Below are 15,051 nucleotides of genomic sequence, written 5' to 3'. Positions count from 1 at the left end.
TTCACTTAGGCTCTTGTTGAGTTCGGCTTTCGTGTCACTTATCTTCCTGTCCGTGTCAGAGAAGCCGGCCTCCATTCTCTTGTCGAGTTTGTGAATGTCATCCTTGAGCTCGGCTTTCGTGTCACTTATGCTCTTGTTGAGTTCGGCTTTCGTGTCACTTATCTTCCTGTCCGTGTCAGCGAAGCCAACCTCCACTCTCTTGTCAAGTTTGTGGATTTCTTCCCTGAACTCGGTCCGTGTAACCGGCGCGTTGTCGCCGGGCGGCTGATTCGGCGGCAGGGCTTTTCCGGCCTCCGCCGGATTTGCCGTTCCCGCAGGCTTCGCGGCCTTCACCGCTTTTGCAGGCTTCGCTGCTCTCGCCGTTTGCACCGCCTCCGCCGCCGAATCGCGGACTCCCATTTCCCGGTGGTGGCCGGGCAGTGGTTTTCTCTGGTATTGTTTTTTCATTTCATATTCCTCAAGAAAGATTTATCGGAAACCCAATTTGAGGGATAATGCAAGGCTTGGCGCACGCCAGCCGACGAACGGTAGCATTTGGCCGACGAATGACCGTTGGGCGGCCCAGCCGCCGCGTCGCCGGATGCGAACAATTTGTCAATGCGCCATCGTTCATCCGATGCATTGTAAGCACATCACAGCGCTTTGGCACGGCCAGAAACCGCGCTTTCCGGCCAAAAAACAGCCAAGTGTATGAAGCGGCAATCAATCTCTTCCGACGAACGGCGTACAAGAAGAAGCACTTGATTCGAATTTTGTCCCGCGCCCAGCCCGCCAAAGCGCTTGCTGAGCCCGCTGACTTCAAGCAGCGCCATCGTCTTTCTCCGCACGCAGGCCGAACCGGTTGCGCCGCCAAGCCCGTCGAGGAAGCAGTACAGCGTGAAGCCGAAAACCGACAGTTCGCCGGGCAGCGGAATGTTGATTACGCCCTTGGCGCCGCCGGTGATGTCGCTGAAAGAAAGCGCCGCCGCGCGCCGCCGAAACCCGGTCTATTCAGGCACCGAGCCGACAAACAGCGTCTCGAAACCGCCGTCCTGATAGACATTGACCACCATCGGCACGCCAATCTGGCGTTTCTGTCCGAAGAACGAACTGCCGACGAAAGTCAGGTCCTGGGCCTCCTTCAGAAACGGATTCTTGTAGCGCAGTTCGGGGATGGCGCGCTTGAACACCTCCACATCATCAATCGCCTGCGGGCCGGCGGCGGCGAGGGTTTGCAGAATCATCTCCAGCGCATAGACCTTGGTGCCGGCTTCGTCGTTCCACTCGCCGACATGCTCTTTGTAGCGCTCGATGAATTCCTCCATCTCGCGGCTGCGAATCTGCTCGTTGCTGGCGCCGCCGACCGAGATAAAGCCGTTGGCCAGCGCGCCGGCGCCCTCTTTCAGCACACCGGCGTCTTGCGCGGTCTCGGTGCTGAGCAGGCCCTTGTAGCCCTGCTGGCGCGCGGCCTTGATCAGCAGCGGCGCGTTGGCCGGCGCGGCGCCGGAGAGCACGATGAGGTCGGGCCGCTTCGCCACCACCCGCGACATCACCGGGAAGAAGTCGGTGGTGCCGGCTTCGTAGGTGGCGTCGGCGTCCAGCACCCGCAGCCCCAGGTCGCGCGCGGCGGCGAGGCCGTCGTCGCGCTGGGTCAGCGGGTCGGGCTCGTTGCTGGCGACAAAACTGACGGTCTTCACGCCGTTGTTGTCGCGCAGGTGCCGGTAAATCACCGGCCCCGACTGGTAGGGCGCGATCATGCCGAGAATGGAATTGCCGTTGGGCAGCGAGTACAACTCCTTGCTGAGGGCATAGGCGATGTTGACGGCGCCGGCCTTGTTGATCACCGGCACGATGGCCGCCGCGGTGGCGGCGGTGTTGGGGCCGATGATGTATTTGACGCCCTCTTCATACACCAGGCGCTCGGCGCTGGTGACGGAAATTTTCGGGTCTTTGCGGTCGTCAATGGAGACGACTTCAATCATGTATTTGTCGCCGCCGATTTGCCAGCCGCCGCGCCGGTTGATTTCTTTCGCCGCGACCTCGATGCAGTAGCGGTTCACCAGCCCCCACGAGGCCGACGGCCCGCTCATGACGCCGAGGAAACCGATTTTCAGCGTTTTGGCCGCCGCCTGCGCGGGCGCGTGCGCCGCCGCCGCGACGCACACTGCGAGCGCCGCCGCCTGCGCGGTTTTAAGGATTTGTTTCATTGCATGTCACCTGTCGGATGTTGAAGTGGGAAGCGCCCCGGTGTCCGGGAGCGCCGTTTTCGCGAGCCGCGTTTGCCGGCGTCATCTTGTCCATTCCTCCGCCGCCGTCACAAACCGAAGACGAGGCTGATGCCGCCCCAGGTCTCGTCGCCGATGCCGCGCCTTGTGCGGCGGTGTTTCCTGATGTCCTCGCCGCGGAAAGACTGGGCGGCATAGAAGTTGAGTTCAATGTCTTCCGACAGCGGCATGGCGCCCTTCAGCCCGAGTTTCACATTGTTCATGCCGTCGTGTTCCGGCGTCGAGAAGCCGTAGTCGAGGGCGACGGCGGCAAACGGGGACAGCGCGACCGGGCCGGCACGGAAGGCGTTTGCGCTGTACAGTCCCAGCGTCAGCATGCTGCCGCCGCCGCCGCCCTCGGCCTTTTCGGCGTCGGTGGAAGTCAGGTAATCCGCGGACAGGGTCGCCCATTCCAGCCCCTCCCAGGCGACGGCCAGATTCAGTTCGTTGTCGTCCTTGTTGGAGTGTCCCGGGGTCGGATAGAAGTGCAGCCAGGTGTACGACACCCCGAAATGGAAGTCGCCCCATTGACGGCTGATGCCCGCGTACAGGTTGGTTTGCTGGTAGCGTCTGCTGTCGGCGAAGATGGCGTAGGCGCCGGCAAAGACGCCGGTGTCGGATTTGACTTTCAGTTCGGTCGTGAACATGCCGCCCTCGCCGAGGTTGTCGCGCGCGCCGATGTTGATGTACCTTGAATGCCACCCGGTCTCGATGGTGGCCGAAATGCCGGGCGGGAGAGCCGTGCCGGAATCGGCGGCGGCGGTCGCCGCAGCCGACAGCACAAGCGCGAGGGCTGTCATGCCGGAAACCAGCCTGTCAGGAGGCAGCAGGCGGAAGTACCCCTCCCCCGCTCTTTGCCGTGAATTCATCGTCTTTTCTCTTCGTTCCGTGAGAGATGCCGCCAGTTTGGGTTGTTCCGGCAGTTGGCACAAGTTCACGGACTGTTGGCAATGCGGCATTGTACTCCGGTGGCGCCAACCACTCAAAGCGTGAACGACAGATGGACGCCGGCCCAGTTTTTGTCGCCCAAGCCCTCCTTTTTGACATCGGCGCGCGCGTCGGTGTGCGTGAAGAAGAACTTGAGGCGGGTTTTGTCCGACAGCGGGATGACGCCCTTGATGCCGGCCTCGATGTGGTTCAGGCCGTCGTGGTCGGTTGTGGAGTAATTCTCGTCCACGGCGACGCCGATATAGGGCGTCACCGACATGTAAGCGGTCTTGAACAAGGCCGGGCTTTCGACATTCAACTGGATGTGGGTGCCGTTGAAGCGGGTGTTGTAGTAGGCATGCAGCACCGGCGTCAGCCAGTCGAGGCCGTGCCATGAAGAATACAGATAGAAGTCATTGGAGCCGTTGGCGGGGCCTTCGCGCTCCCAGAAGTTGAGCCTGTGCCAGGAGAACTCGATGTAGAAGTCGCCCCGGGTCTGGCCGTAGCCGGCGAATATATTGTGCTTGATGTAGTGGGTCTGGTCGCCATAGAGGTGCCACCAGCCGACGAACGCGCCGGAGTCGAATCGGTGCGCCAGTTTAAGGCCGAAGAAGCCGCCGTTGCCGATGTAGTCGCGCGCCTCGCTGATATACCTTGTTTGCCATTGCAGGTCGAGCGTTGTCTGCGCGGCGGCGGGCGCCGGGGCCGACAGCAGGAGCGCGAGGACTGCGGCGGCGCGGGCAGGCCCGGCCATGATTCCGCGAGCCATCTCTTTCCATCGTGAATTCATTGCTTTTCCCCGTTGTTTTTCGCGCAAGGCCGCCATTTTGCCTGTGCCGGCGGACAATGCAAGTTCACGGACTGTTGGCAACGCGCATTGTCCGGCGGCGCGCATTCGCCTTCAGCCGCGGGTGCGCCGACGAGTTGTTTTTGGCGGCGCGCATGATTCGGCGGCGCGCATAATCCGGCGGAGCACATTATACTGTCGGTTGCGCCGCTTGCCGCACTGTCCGCACTGCGCCGCGCCGCGCACCGAACGATGTTTTACCGCCTTCTTTCCCGTCTGCCGTTGGGCGTTCTTTATGTGTTGAGCCGGATGTTTTTCTGGCTGCTGCGCGTTGTGTTCCGCTACCGCCGCGCCGTTGTGCGCGACAATTTGCGGCGCGCGTTTCCCGATGTTCCGGCGGCGCGGATACGGCAATTGTCGGCGCGTTTCTACCGCGAGTTGGCCGATGTCGCCGCCGAGACCGTCAAACTCGCGGCGCTCGGCGCGCAGGATGTGCGGCGGCGCGTGCGGCTGGACAACCCCGAGATTCTCGACGAGGCCGGCGGCGACCGCCCGGTGCTGCTGCTGTCGGCGCATTTCGGCAACTGGGAATGGCTGTTGCAGAGTTGCATGTTGTCGCTCGGCTGGCCGATGTTCGCGGTGCACAAGCCGCAGCGTCTCGGCGCCGGCGCGTTCATCCACGGCGTGCGCGCGCGTTTCGGCGCGGTTCCGGTGCGCCACCGCGAAGTCGGCAGGGAAGTCGTCCGCCAGCGCCACCGGCGCTGCCTGTTCGCCGTCATCGCCGACCAGGAGCCGAAGGGCGCGCGCAACGCCTGCTGGACGCCGTTGTTTGGCCGGCCCACCGCGTTCAGTTCCGAAGTCGCGCGGCTGGCGGCGATGTTCCGGACGCCGGTCTTTTTCGTCGCCGCCGAGCGCTGCGGGCGCGGCTTTTACCGCGCGCGTTTCGAGCGCCTCGGCGTCGCCCGCAAGGGAAAAGAGGATGAATTCATTCGCGCCTACGCCGCCGCCGTCGAGCGCTGCATTCAGCGCCGCCCGCAAGGTTGGCTGTGGTCGCACCGGCGCTGGAAACACGCACCGCCGGACGGTGTTTGAGCGCGCTGCAAATCGCATGGCCCCGCGCTTTTGCTGAATGGAAACACGCCCGCCCGACGGCGTTCGGGCGTCAGCGGATTTTTTCGAGGATGCTGTCCAGTTCGTCGAGGCTGGCGTAGTGAATCAGCAGTTTGCCCTTGCCGGAGCGGGTGTTGTAGTGCACGCTGACCGCCGCGCCGAGGCGTTCGGACAGTTCGCGTTCAAGCGACGCGATTTCCGGCGGCGTTCTCTTGCGCGGGCGTTTTCTGGCGGCGACGCCGGCGTCTTTCCTCAGCAGCGTCTCGACATAATGTTCGGCGTCGCGCACCGTCATGTTGCGCTCGATGACCATGCGCGCGGCGTCGGCCTGGTGCTTTTTGTCGAGTTGCAGCAGCGTGCGCGCGTGCCCCATCTCGAAGCGCCGCTGTTCAAGCCAGTCGCGCACCTCGGGGTTCAGGTTGAGCAGCCGCAGCAGGTTGGAGACCGTCGGCCTTGAACGGCCGATGGCGCGCGCCGCCTGTTCGTGGGTCAGGTCGAACTTGACGATGAGTTGCTGTATCGCCGACGCCTCTTCCAGCGGGTTCAGGTCTTCGCGCTGGATGTTCTCGATCAGCGCGATGGCCGCGGCGTCGTTTTCATTGAGCGAGCGCACCAGCGCCGGGACGCGCTCAAGGCCCGCCAGTTGCGCCGCGCGCCAGCGCCGTTCGCCGGCGACCAGTTCGTAGCATCCGGGGCGGTCGGCGTCGGCGCGCACGACCACCGGCTGTATCATGCCCTGGCTTTTGATTGAGTCGGCGAGTTCGCGCAGCGCCTCGTCGTCCATCCGCCGGCGCGGCTGGTGGCGCCCGGGCCGGATGTCGTCGAGCGCGATCCGGTGCAGTTGCGGGTCGCCGGCTTCGGCGCCGGCCTCGACGCCGACCGCGCGCGACGAGGTCAGCAGCACATCCACGCCGAGCGAGCCGAGGCCGCGGCGTTTGCCCTTGTGCGCGCCTTTGCGCGTGTCTTTGCCTGCGCCTTTGTCGGTGTCTTTGCCCATGGCTTTGCCTTTGTTCGTCGTTTTGCCCGCGCCTTTGCGCGTGTCTTTGCCTGCGCCTTTGTCGGTGTCTTTGCCCATGGCTTTGCCTTTGTTCGTCGTTTTGCCCGCGCCTTTGCGCGTGTCTTTGCCTGCGCCTTTGTCGGTGTCTTTGCCCATGGCTTTGCCTTTGTTCGTCGTTTTGCCCGCGCCTTTGCCCGCGCCGGATTTTTTGTTCGCGGCCATCGTCTCAGCCCGCGCCTTCGCGCGTCAGCAACTCGCCGGCCAGTTCCAGGTAGGCGCGCGAGCCGCGCGAGTGTTTGTCGTATTGCAGTATCGGCATGCCGTGGCTCGGCGCCTCCGCCAGCGTTACATTGCGCGGGATGACCGCCTCGTAGAGTTCCTTCTCGAAGTGGCGCACCAGTTGCCGCGACACATCGCGCGCGAGGTTGTTGCGCGGGTCGAACATGGTGCGGAGGACGCCCTCGACGCGCAGCCCCGGATTCGCCGATTCGCGCACCCGCTCGACCGTTTGCAGCAGCGACGACAGCCCCTCCAGCGCGAAATACTCGCACTGAATCGGGATGATGACGCCGCGCGCGGCGACCAGCGCGTTGACCGTCAGCGTGTTCAGCGTCGGCGGGCAGTCTATCAGCAGGTAGTCGTAGTCGTCCTTCACCCCGGCCAGCGCGTCGCGCAGGCGGAATTCGCGGTTTGCTTCGCTCATCAGTTTCACTTCGCTGACGGTCAGCGCGCCGTTGGCGCCGAGCAGGTCGTAACCGGCGATTTCGGCGTGGACGACGCACAGGCGCGGCGGCTCGCCCGCCAGCACATCGGCGCTGGAATGTTCCAGGCGGTTTTTGTCCACGCCGCTCGCGGTTGTGGCGTTGCCCTGCGGGTCGAGGTCCACCAGCAGCACGCGCCGCCCGGCGGCGGCCAGCGACGCGGCGAGGTTGACGCTGGTTGTGGTCTTGCCGACTCCGCCTTTCTGGTTGGCGATTGCGTAGGTTCTTGTCATGGCCGGATTTCAATGCTGACCAGCGTCGCCGGGCTTCCGGCGCCGGGGATTTTCAGCGGTCTTGAATTGCACTTTATATCGTATTTTGCCCGATTGTGTTCAATCTCCCGAAATTCCGCCGCCGGCACGCGGCCTTTCAGCGCCAGCCACAGCGCGCCGGGGCGCCCCAGGTGGCGGGTGGCGGCGGTGAAGGTGGCCAGCGCGGCGAAGGCCCGGCTGATGATGGTGTCGAAACCGGCGTCCGGCGCCCAGGTCTCGGCGCGGTGGCGCACGACGGTGACATTGTCGAGCGCCAGGCGGATGCGGCAGTGTTCCAGAAAGCGGGTTTTCTTGCCGTTGCCGTCGAGCAGCGTGTAACGGCGTTCGGGCGCCAGCACCGCGAGCACGATGCCGGGGACGCCGGCGCCGCTGCCGACATCGAGGATGTCGCGCCCGCGCAGGTGCGGCGCCGCCGCGGCGCTGTTCAGCACCAGGCGGGGAATCATGTCGGGCAGTTTTGTGACGGCGGTGAGGTTGTGGATGCGGTTCCATTGTTGCAGCAGGCGCAGCCACGCCAGCAGCGTATCTATCTGCGCGTTGCCGGTTTGCAGGCCGAGTTCGGCCAGGCCCCGGCGCAATGACGCCGCCGCGTCCACCGCGTCCACTGCTTTCAGCGCGTCGCCGCCGCGCGGCCCAGGTCTTTCAGCAGCCGCGCCATGTTGCTGAACGCCGGTTTCTCGCCGTCCAGGTGGTGGCGCTTTTGCAGGAAAGCGGCGTTGTTGTAACTGATCCAGACGACGCCGGCGGCGTCTTCCCACACCAGCAGTTTGAGCGGCAGGTCCATCCCGATCAGGCGGTTGGCGCGCATCAGCGGCGTGCCGGCTGCGGGATTGCCGAACACCAGCAGTTGGGTCGGCGGCAGTTCAAGGTTGGCTTTTCGGGCGTTGTCGGCGTGGTCAATGACGCCGAACACGCGCAGGCCCTGGTGTTCCAGCATGCGCTTTGCGCGCTCGACGGTGTCGGCAATGTTGTGGCGGCTTTTGACATGGTGCATGCCGTCGGAGACCGGCGCTTCTGTTGTGTTTGTTGTGTTTGCGGTGTTTGCGGTGTTTGCCGCCGCCGCGTTTTGCGCGTTCGGCGTGTTCACTGCCGCCGCCGTCGCCGCTGTGTTCGGCGTGTTTGGCGCGTTTGCTGTATTCGCCGCCGCTGCGTGCACTGCGGCGCCGCAGCACAGTGCGAGGGTGGCCAGCCGCGCGGCGCGGCGCCGCGTTTCAGCCCGCCGCATGGCCTTTCAGGTAAATCTGCAGGGCCGACAGCGCCGCCGGCGTCATGCCCTGGATGCGCCCGGCCTGGCCGAGCGTGCGCGGGCGGAATTGCAGCAGTTTGCCGCGCAGTTCGGTGGACAGGCCCCTGACGCGGTCGTAATCAAAGTCGTCGGGAATGGCCTGGCCGCGAAAGCGTTCCATGCGCGCGATTTCGTCGCGCTGGCGGTCGAGGTAGCCGGCGTATTTGGCCTGTATATCAATTTGCTCAACGACTTGTTCGTCGGTGACGGGGTCGTTGATGCCGGCGGCGCGGACGATGGCGGCGTAGTCCAGTTCCGGGCGGCGCAGCAGTTCGTCGGCGCGCGTCGGGCGGCTCCATTCGGCGCCTTCGGGCGCGGACTGCGGCGGCACGAGTGTTTCGCGCAGGCGTTGTTGTTCGCGTTCCAGCGCGTCGCGTTTGCGCGTGAACAGTCGCCAGCGCGTGTCGTCCACAAGGCCGAGGTCGCGGCCCGCCGGCGTCAGGCGCAGGTCGGCGTTGTCCTGGCGCAGCAGCAGGCGGTATTCGGCGCGGCTGGTGAACATTCGGTATGGTTCGCTGGCGCCGCGTGTGATGAGGTCGTCTATCAGCACGCCGATGTAGGCTTGTTCGCGGGTCGGGTGCCACGGTTCCTGGCCGCGTGCGCGGCGCGCCGCGTTCAGGCCGGCGATGAGGCCCTGCGCGGCGGCTTCCTCGTAGCCGGTTGTGCCGTTGATTTGCCCGGCGAAGAACAACCGTTTCAGCGGGCGCGTTTCAAGCCACGGGTGCAGGCCGCGCGGCTCGAAGTAGTCGTATTCAATGGCGTAGCCCGGGCGCGTGATGTGCGCGTTTTCAAGGCCGCGGATGGAGCGCACCATCTCGAGTTGCGTTTCAAACGGCAGACTGGTGGAGATGCCGTTGGGGTAGAGTTCGGCGGTTTGCAGCCCTTCGGGCTCAATGAAAATCTGGTGTTGTGTTTTGTCGGCGAAGCGCACGACCTTGTCCTCGATGGACGGGCAGTAGCGCGGGCCGGCGGACTCAATGGCGCCGTTGAACGCCGGCGAGCGGTGCAGCGCGGCGCGGATGATGTCGTGCGTGCGTTCGTTGGTGCGCGTGATGTGGCAGGCGCGCTGTTCGGGGTGGCGGCTGCGATCGCCGATGAACGAGAACACCGGGCGCGGTTCGTCGCCCGGCTGGCGTTCCATTTTTGTAAAGTCCGCGGTGTTGCCGGCGATGCGCGGCGGCGTGCCGGTTTTGAGGCGCCCGACGGTGAACGGCATCTCGCGCAGTTTCGCGGCCAGCGCGTTGGACGGCGGGTCGCCGGCGCGCCCGCCCTGGTGGCGGCTGTCGCCGATGTGAATCAGGCCGCCGAGGAAGGTGCCGGTGGTGAGCACGACGGCGCGCGCGCCGAACGCAAGCCCCGTTTGCGTGATGACGCCGCGCACGCATGCGTTTTCAATGACGAGGTCGGCGGCGGCCTGCTGGAAGATGTGCAGGCGCGGCTGTTGTTCGACCGCGCGGCGCACGGCCATGCGGTAGAGTTGGCGGTCGGCCTGCGCGCGCGTCGCCCGCACCGCCGGCCCCTTGCGCGAGTTCAGCACGCGAAACTGAATGCCGGCGCTGTCGGCGGCCAGCGCCATGACGCCGCCGAGCGCGTCAATCTCGCGCACCAGATGACTTTTCCCCAACCCGCCAATCGCCGGATTGCAACTCATCTGCCCGATGGTTTCAATGTTGTGCGTCAGCAGCAGCGTTTCGGCGCCGCTACGCGCCGCCGCCAGCGCGGCCTCGGTGCCGGCGTGCCCGCCGCCGATGATGATGACATCAAATGTGGAGGTGTAGTGCATGGGGGTATTTTACAGGTCAAGACACCTCTATTGAGAGTTCGGCGGAACTGAAGTTTTCAACGGGCATTGCCGGAGATTCTTGTCTCATCAAATCAAACGCATCCTTGATGTTGAGTTGCAATTCCTCGAATGTTTTTCCCTGGCTGAAAACATCGGGGGCTTCACGGAGCCTGCCGACATACCAGCCATCGTCCATCCAGTAGTCCAGGGTAAATTCTTTTTTCATGAAACCAGCCTCTTTTTCTGTTGGTGGTTGGGTTTGGCGCCCGCCGCCGATGATGACATCGTATGTGGAGGCGTAGTGCATGGGGGTATTTTACATCGGCGGGAGCGGGGTGGTGTAAGGGGCTTTACAGTGGTTTTGCCCGGGTTGCCTTGTATTCATTTAGCGCTTCTTCCGCAAGCGCGTCCAGCCGCCCTGCTGCGGCGTCTTCCTGGATTTGTTTGTCCCATGCATCGGCGTCGTACTGAACGAACCACTCCCGAAGTTGTTCCAGTTCGGGCGCGGAAAGTTGCCTGATGGCGTTTTTGATGGCTTCTACTTTTGTCATGTCGTTATTGTAAATTGAATCTGCTCTATTCGGTATCGCTTTTCCAGCTTGTCAAATCGATTTTGTATTCAGTGGTAATGGGTTTGTTTTCGAGTGCGGCAGGGTCGCATATTTCCAGCATTTTTACAGGGTTTTCCTTTAGATTGTAAATAACACAAAGCCGATAGCGATGTCGGGTACATTTTGCCTTATCGAATTGTGCCTTTGTCAAGGATACCTGACACGGTGGAGTGGCCGAGACAAACGACTTGCATTCGTAATAATATTCTTTCCCGTTCTTTTTTGTAACAAGAATGTCATAGCCGGGATGATTCCGGCATTGCTCGTTCTTGTTGATTACATCACTGTCTTTGAATACACTTTTCAACCAATTCAGCAAGGCTTCTTCGCCACGTTTCCCGTCAGAGCCTTTTACTGCATGCACATCAACATCATTTCCAACACCGCTTCCGGGCGGTGTGATTATTTCCGTGGACCAATCAGGATTGGACTCCACTTCTATTTTTGGCACCTCGGGTTGTTGATGATTCCCGCCAACATTTTTTTTGGAACTGGTGGTTTTGGTTGTTGCTGTCTGAGTTTGGTTTCCCGTACTGGTTGAGTCATCGGAATATTCTTCTTGCGTTTCCTCCGCCTCACCTGCATTGTTATTCTCGATGGACTCTTCGACTTCTTCAATCGATTCCTCGGTCAATCCGTAATCGTCCCGCAAACGATCCAGAAAAGACTCCCGTGTTTCTTCCTTGAGCAAAAGCTCAAAGTCTGGTTTGTATTGGCTCCCATTCGTGAGTTCTCCGAGTGCTGCTGCCAGCCCTTGCCACATATCAGCCCCAGCATTAATATCAACTTTGTGCTCATTCTGTTTCCAGAATTTTATTGCTTGGATCGTGATTTCTGCGTGTTTCGTTGCCTTTAAAGGGATGCTCCTATAAGCAGTTATCTTTAATTTTTTCGACAACTTTTGGTTGGTCGCCTTCGCCATGCCAACGCGCCGCTCCTGATACTTCTGATGCAGTTTCTCAGAGAGCTGCGGCTGCTCATGTTCATGTGTGTGGCGCGGTTGCATCTGTAAAAAATCTGACAATTTTTTCAAACCGAACGATTCCCCATCTTGTAAAAAACGAAAGAACACGTGCAATTTATCCGCCTTCAGGATTTCTCTGCGTACCTCTGCCTCGCCAAAATATGATTTGTCTGCCCAGCAAGCACTATCGGCTTTCTTGAAATAAATCATCTCACCTTCTCGAGTATGGCGAAGGCAGGGGACCATCACACCATCCCGTAACTCGGGAGGCGGTTCAATTTCCCCATAAGCCGAAAAAATTGCTTTTGCAGCGCGCGCAATTGTGTCCCTGCCCTTTCCGTTTTTTCCGGATAACTTGCTCAGTTTGTCCATGTACTGGGTCAGTTGCTCTGGGTCCTTGGAAATGCTGTCATTCGCGCCCAGTTTCTTAAGCGTCTCTTGAATATTGGCCCACTTTGCACAATCCAAATCCGACTTCCTCACTTCCGGGAGAAATCCATCTAGGCCACAATCAGGCAAATAGATGGCTTCAGGTTTGAACAGGCGTTTGTTGGGGTAAAACAGCGATTGCTTGCAAGGCACCCACTCTTTTATCTTTAACTGTTGTAGTGCATAGCTCTCAACAAATGTATCTGAATAATGGAAGTAACGCGCTTTTTCTTTGCAAGCAATTTTATACATTTCAGGAACCATGTTTAGCAGTGGTACATAATCCAATACCTTCTCATTATTTGGGGTCGCAAACATTTCATCAAAATGTTCAAAACAAAAATCACTGAACGATCGTCCCCGAGTGTGGTTAACATCATCGCGTTTGGGGTACAGGCCGCTTTCCATTTTGATTTTCAAAATCCATGAACAACCAAGCCATGAAAGTAGTTTATTCCATTGATCTTTATTGGCATTTGCGGCGCTAATTTCCCAATCATCAGCTGGCGACAGTACATAACGATTCTCAACTTCCGAGAAATACTTGTCAAAGATTTTCGGTCCATTCCATGCTGCGCCCGCATAGCACTGCAACGCAGGCACCCATTTTTGAGCGCCTTCGCCAACCGGCAGATGGAAAATTTCGGCCCGCTCTTGTTGCTTTCCGATGTCGCTGGAGTCAATAATGAACGGCTCACCACTGCCATCTTTCTCACCCCATTTGAAAGCCATCTCAAGAACCTTCCACCCGTTTTTCTGCCATTCTTCTGGTGTTAGTTTTTCGCAGTATGGCAACAGAATCTGGTCGAAGTACCCCTGTTTATTCTCCGGGGGTTGCAACGAACCGGAAAGCGTGTTCTCCCAACTTTCACCTCCCTCTTTGTGTCGCTTAATTTCATCTTGGACAAGCTCCCTGAATCTCTTGTCAATGACATCAACAGGGAGCCAGTGCGGCAAATTTTTCGGCTTGGTGGCAACCAGTGGAATCGCACCATCAATTGAACGCGCTTTTACTTCCCCATTGCCGGACAACCAAAACGGTGCTTTGCGAAGTTCCTCCGCACATTCCGCTTTTTCCTCTTTTTCCTCCGGCTTGATTTCACTCATCAGCGTTTGAGCCACATTCCATGCCATCAGGCAATCCTTCCCATCGCTGTTTCGGCAAAAGCGTAAAAGCCGCGCAAGTTCCGGGCGAGATGCGCGTTTCGCACCTAGACGGGAAAGAATTTCAGCGCTTTTTTTATCATCGTTGATATCCGGGTGGCACAGGTTTTGGTTTTTTGCTTTGCTGGGGTCAATGGCATTTCCCAAGCCATGTTTCCACAACCGCACATCACCGGGTTTCGCCATGCCACCGCCGATGAGCGGAATAAACGCGGTTTCTTGAACTGTTGTGGCAATGGCTTTTCCCAGCTGCATCGCCATTCTGTTCCCCGCATCCTCTGCAACCTGCACATGCCCGAAAGCACGAAGTGCCACATCCGGCGGTATCTCGGATAGTATCTTTTTGGTCATACCTGCCAGCATTTCACAAATCTTATCCGAGTGAGGCTGATCGCTCGCCAAGTGCTGACGATTATCATCCACTTCGCAGGATACATGAATCAAGGCATAGACATCGGGAATCTGCTCAGCAGTCGGAAAAAACACATACAACCACGGAACCTCTTCGAGACAACTGATTTTTCCATCCTCAATAGGCAGGCACATTCTGATGCTGAGACGTTTTTGCCCTTCAATGTCCTTCTTTTCATCCCAGACACGCCAGTGCGTGCTACGGTCATTTTCAACCAACTTAACCCGCCCCTCATCGTCTCGGTGGACTTTGATATACCGGGACGCAGCGTCGGTTCGCATATCAACGGATTCAATATGCTGGCAAAACAACAGGGAATGGCGACAAAACCCGGCCAATTTATCCTCGACAGTTTCCCTTTTCTCTTTGTTCAGCGGCAAGCGAAGAACGGTGACATGCCCCTCATCATGCAATTTCTTCGCGGTTGGCTCTGGTTTTTGGGGATGCGGGAGTCTGCAAACAGGGATTCCCATTTCTTCATTCCATTTCTTGTTTTCCCCTAACTTTCCCTGGCTTTTTTCGCGTGAAAAGTGAAAACAAAAATCACCGGAATAAATCTCCGGCTCATCAGTGATTTCCAAAACTGACTTAAAGCCGATGCCTTTGGCGCCGATAAGATTTGCATTTGAGCGATTGGTATCCATGGCATCGTCGGCATTTTGCAATAATTCCCACACAAAACGCCCGGTGTAACTCTTGCGAACTCCCTTTTCCCGATTTACATCTTCCTTAAGACGGTTGATATCTCCTTTATATTCCTTTATGCGCTTTTCTAAAATACTGCAAACCAGTTTCCTGTCTGATTTGTCATACTCTCTATCGTCCGGTTCACTGGTAGAGTCCGCAGTTTTGGCGCTCAAATCCATGTTGCAGATGGAAACCACCCCTTTGCGGGTGAACTTCGCGCCAGTGTTGGCGACCAGCAATGCACCGCCATCAAATGTAAACACAATGGAATTCATTCGTGTGAAAAAGGTACTTGGGCAATAACGAAATTAGCGGTGACTTTTCACAATCGCCGACGGAATATTCGGGCTTTCCGGATTGACCGACACTTTCCTGTCCAGAGGGTGGATAACCAGGTCCATGTCTTCCATCGGTATCGCGCCGAGCAGCACACTGTCCCCAAGCACCAACGCGCCGCTGAAACACGACCGGTTGCCGAACCGGATTTGCACCGGGCCGACATAGTTGCATTTGTGTTTGTTTCCATCGGCTGTTGTAACCTCGCGCTGTTCCAGCACCTCAAGATTCAACTGGATGGCGACATGCTCCGGGATGCAAAGGGTGGCCGCCCCGGTGTCAA

At 59.4% G+C, this 15,051-nt stretch carries 15 protein-coding genes; 1 reads left to right on the top strand and 14 read right to left on the bottom strand.

The genetic code is table 11. The features are described from left to right. The 5 genes from OXU50_03055 to OXU50_03035 form a co-directional block, all read right to left on the bottom strand. Positions 1–447, bottom strand: a 447-nt coding sequence (locus OXU50_03055) for a hypothetical protein (protein MDD9868864.1), incomplete at its 3' end; no start/stop codon positions are given. A 185-nt stretch (positions 448–632) separates the two neighbouring features. Continuing rightward, positions 633–812, bottom strand: a complete 180-nt coding sequence (locus OXU50_03050) for a hypothetical protein (GenBank protein ID MDD9868863.1) — start codon at positions 810–812, stop codon at positions 633–635. 174 nt (positions 813–986) lie between these two features. Then, positions 987–2,186, bottom strand: a complete 1,200-nt coding sequence (locus tag OXU50_03045) for an ABC transporter substrate-binding protein (GenBank protein ID MDD9868862.1) — start codon at positions 2,184–2,186, stop codon at positions 987–989. A 107-nt stretch (positions 2,187–2,293) separates the two neighbouring features. Continuing rightward, positions 2,294–3,112, bottom strand: a complete 819-nt coding sequence (locus OXU50_03040; GenBank protein MDD9868861.1) for a hypothetical protein — start codon at positions 3,110–3,112, stop codon at positions 2,294–2,296. A 113-nt stretch (positions 3,113–3,225) separates the two neighbouring features. After that, entirely contained in the window at positions 3,226–3,939 is a 714-nt protein-coding gene (locus OXU50_03035) for a hypothetical protein (GenBank protein ID MDD9868860.1), read from the bottom strand. A gap of 270 nt (positions 3,940–4,209) precedes the next feature. Here OXU50_03035 and OXU50_03030 point away from each other — a divergent pair, with 270 nt between their 5' ends. Further along, the gene (locus tag OXU50_03030) at positions 4,210–5,049 is read left to right on the top strand and encodes a lysophospholipid acyltransferase family protein (GenBank protein MDD9868859.1); all 840 of its coding nucleotides are present in this window, start codon (positions 4,210–4,212) and stop codon (positions 5,047–5,049) included. A 70-nt stretch (positions 5,050–5,119) separates the two neighbouring features. Here the strand turns inward: OXU50_03030 and OXU50_03025 are convergent, their stop codons facing one another. The 9 genes from OXU50_03025 to OXU50_02985 form a co-directional block, all read right to left on the bottom strand. Then, complete coding sequence (locus tag OXU50_03025) at positions 5,120–6,064, bottom strand: ParB/RepB/Spo0J family partition protein (protein ID MDD9868858.1); 945 nt, start codon at positions 6,062–6,064, stop codon at positions 5,120–5,122. A gap of 226 nt (positions 6,065–6,290) precedes the next feature. Next, the gene (locus tag OXU50_03020) at positions 6,291–7,058 is read right to left on the bottom strand and encodes a ParA family protein (GenBank protein ID MDD9868857.1); all 768 of its coding nucleotides are present in this window, start codon (positions 7,056–7,058) and stop codon (positions 6,291–6,293) included. Further along, positions 7,055–7,702 carry a 16S rRNA (guanine(527)-N(7))-methyltransferase RsmG gene (gene rsmG, locus OXU50_03015; protein MDD9868856.1) on the bottom strand — a complete coding sequence of 216 codons (648 nt, stop codon included), beginning with the start codon at positions 7,700–7,702 and terminating at the stop codon, positions 7,055–7,057. Before rsmG ends, OXU50_03020 begins: the two co-directional genes overlap by 4 nt. A gap of 5 nt (positions 7,703–7,707) precedes the next feature. Next, positions 7,708–8,184, bottom strand: a complete 477-nt coding sequence (locus OXU50_03010) for a DUF302 domain-containing protein (protein ID MDD9868855.1) — start codon at positions 8,182–8,184, stop codon at positions 7,708–7,710. Positions 8,185–8,308: 124 nt separating this feature from the next. Beyond that, positions 8,309–10,165: a tRNA uridine-5-carboxymethylaminomethyl(34) synthesis enzyme MnmG gene (gene mnmG / locus OXU50_03005; GenBank protein MDD9868854.1), complete on the bottom strand. Its 1,857-nt coding sequence runs from the start codon at positions 10,163–10,165 to the stop codon at positions 8,309–8,311. Positions 10,166–10,181: 16 nt separating this feature from the next. Further along, the gene (locus OXU50_03000) at positions 10,182–10,391 is read right to left on the bottom strand and encodes a type II toxin-antitoxin system HicB family antitoxin (GenBank protein MDD9868853.1); all 210 of its coding nucleotides are present in this window, start codon (positions 10,389–10,391) and stop codon (positions 10,182–10,184) included. 124 nt (positions 10,392–10,515) lie between these two features. Further along, positions 10,516–10,716 (bottom strand): hypothetical protein, encoded by a 201-nt coding sequence (locus OXU50_02995; protein MDD9868852.1) that lies wholly within the window; start codon positions 10,714–10,716, stop codon positions 10,516–10,518. A 25-nt stretch (positions 10,717–10,741) separates the two neighbouring features. Further along, positions 10,742–14,695 carry a DUF3883 domain-containing protein gene (locus OXU50_02990; GenBank protein ID MDD9868851.1) on the bottom strand — a complete coding sequence of 1,318 codons (3,954 nt, stop codon included), beginning with the start codon at positions 14,693–14,695 and terminating at the stop codon, positions 10,742–10,744. Between the two features lie 45 nt (positions 14,696–14,740). Further along, the coding region (locus OXU50_02985) for a clan AA aspartic protease (GenBank protein ID MDD9868850.1) at positions 14,741–15,051 on the bottom strand (311 nt) is incomplete at its 5' end.

This window comes from Gammaproteobacteria bacterium (assembly GCA_028817225.1).
GTDB lineage: Bacteria > Pseudomonadota > Gammaproteobacteria > Poriferisulfidales > Oxydemutatoraceae > Oxydemutator.
This window is presented reverse-complemented; position numbering and strand designations above follow the sequence as displayed.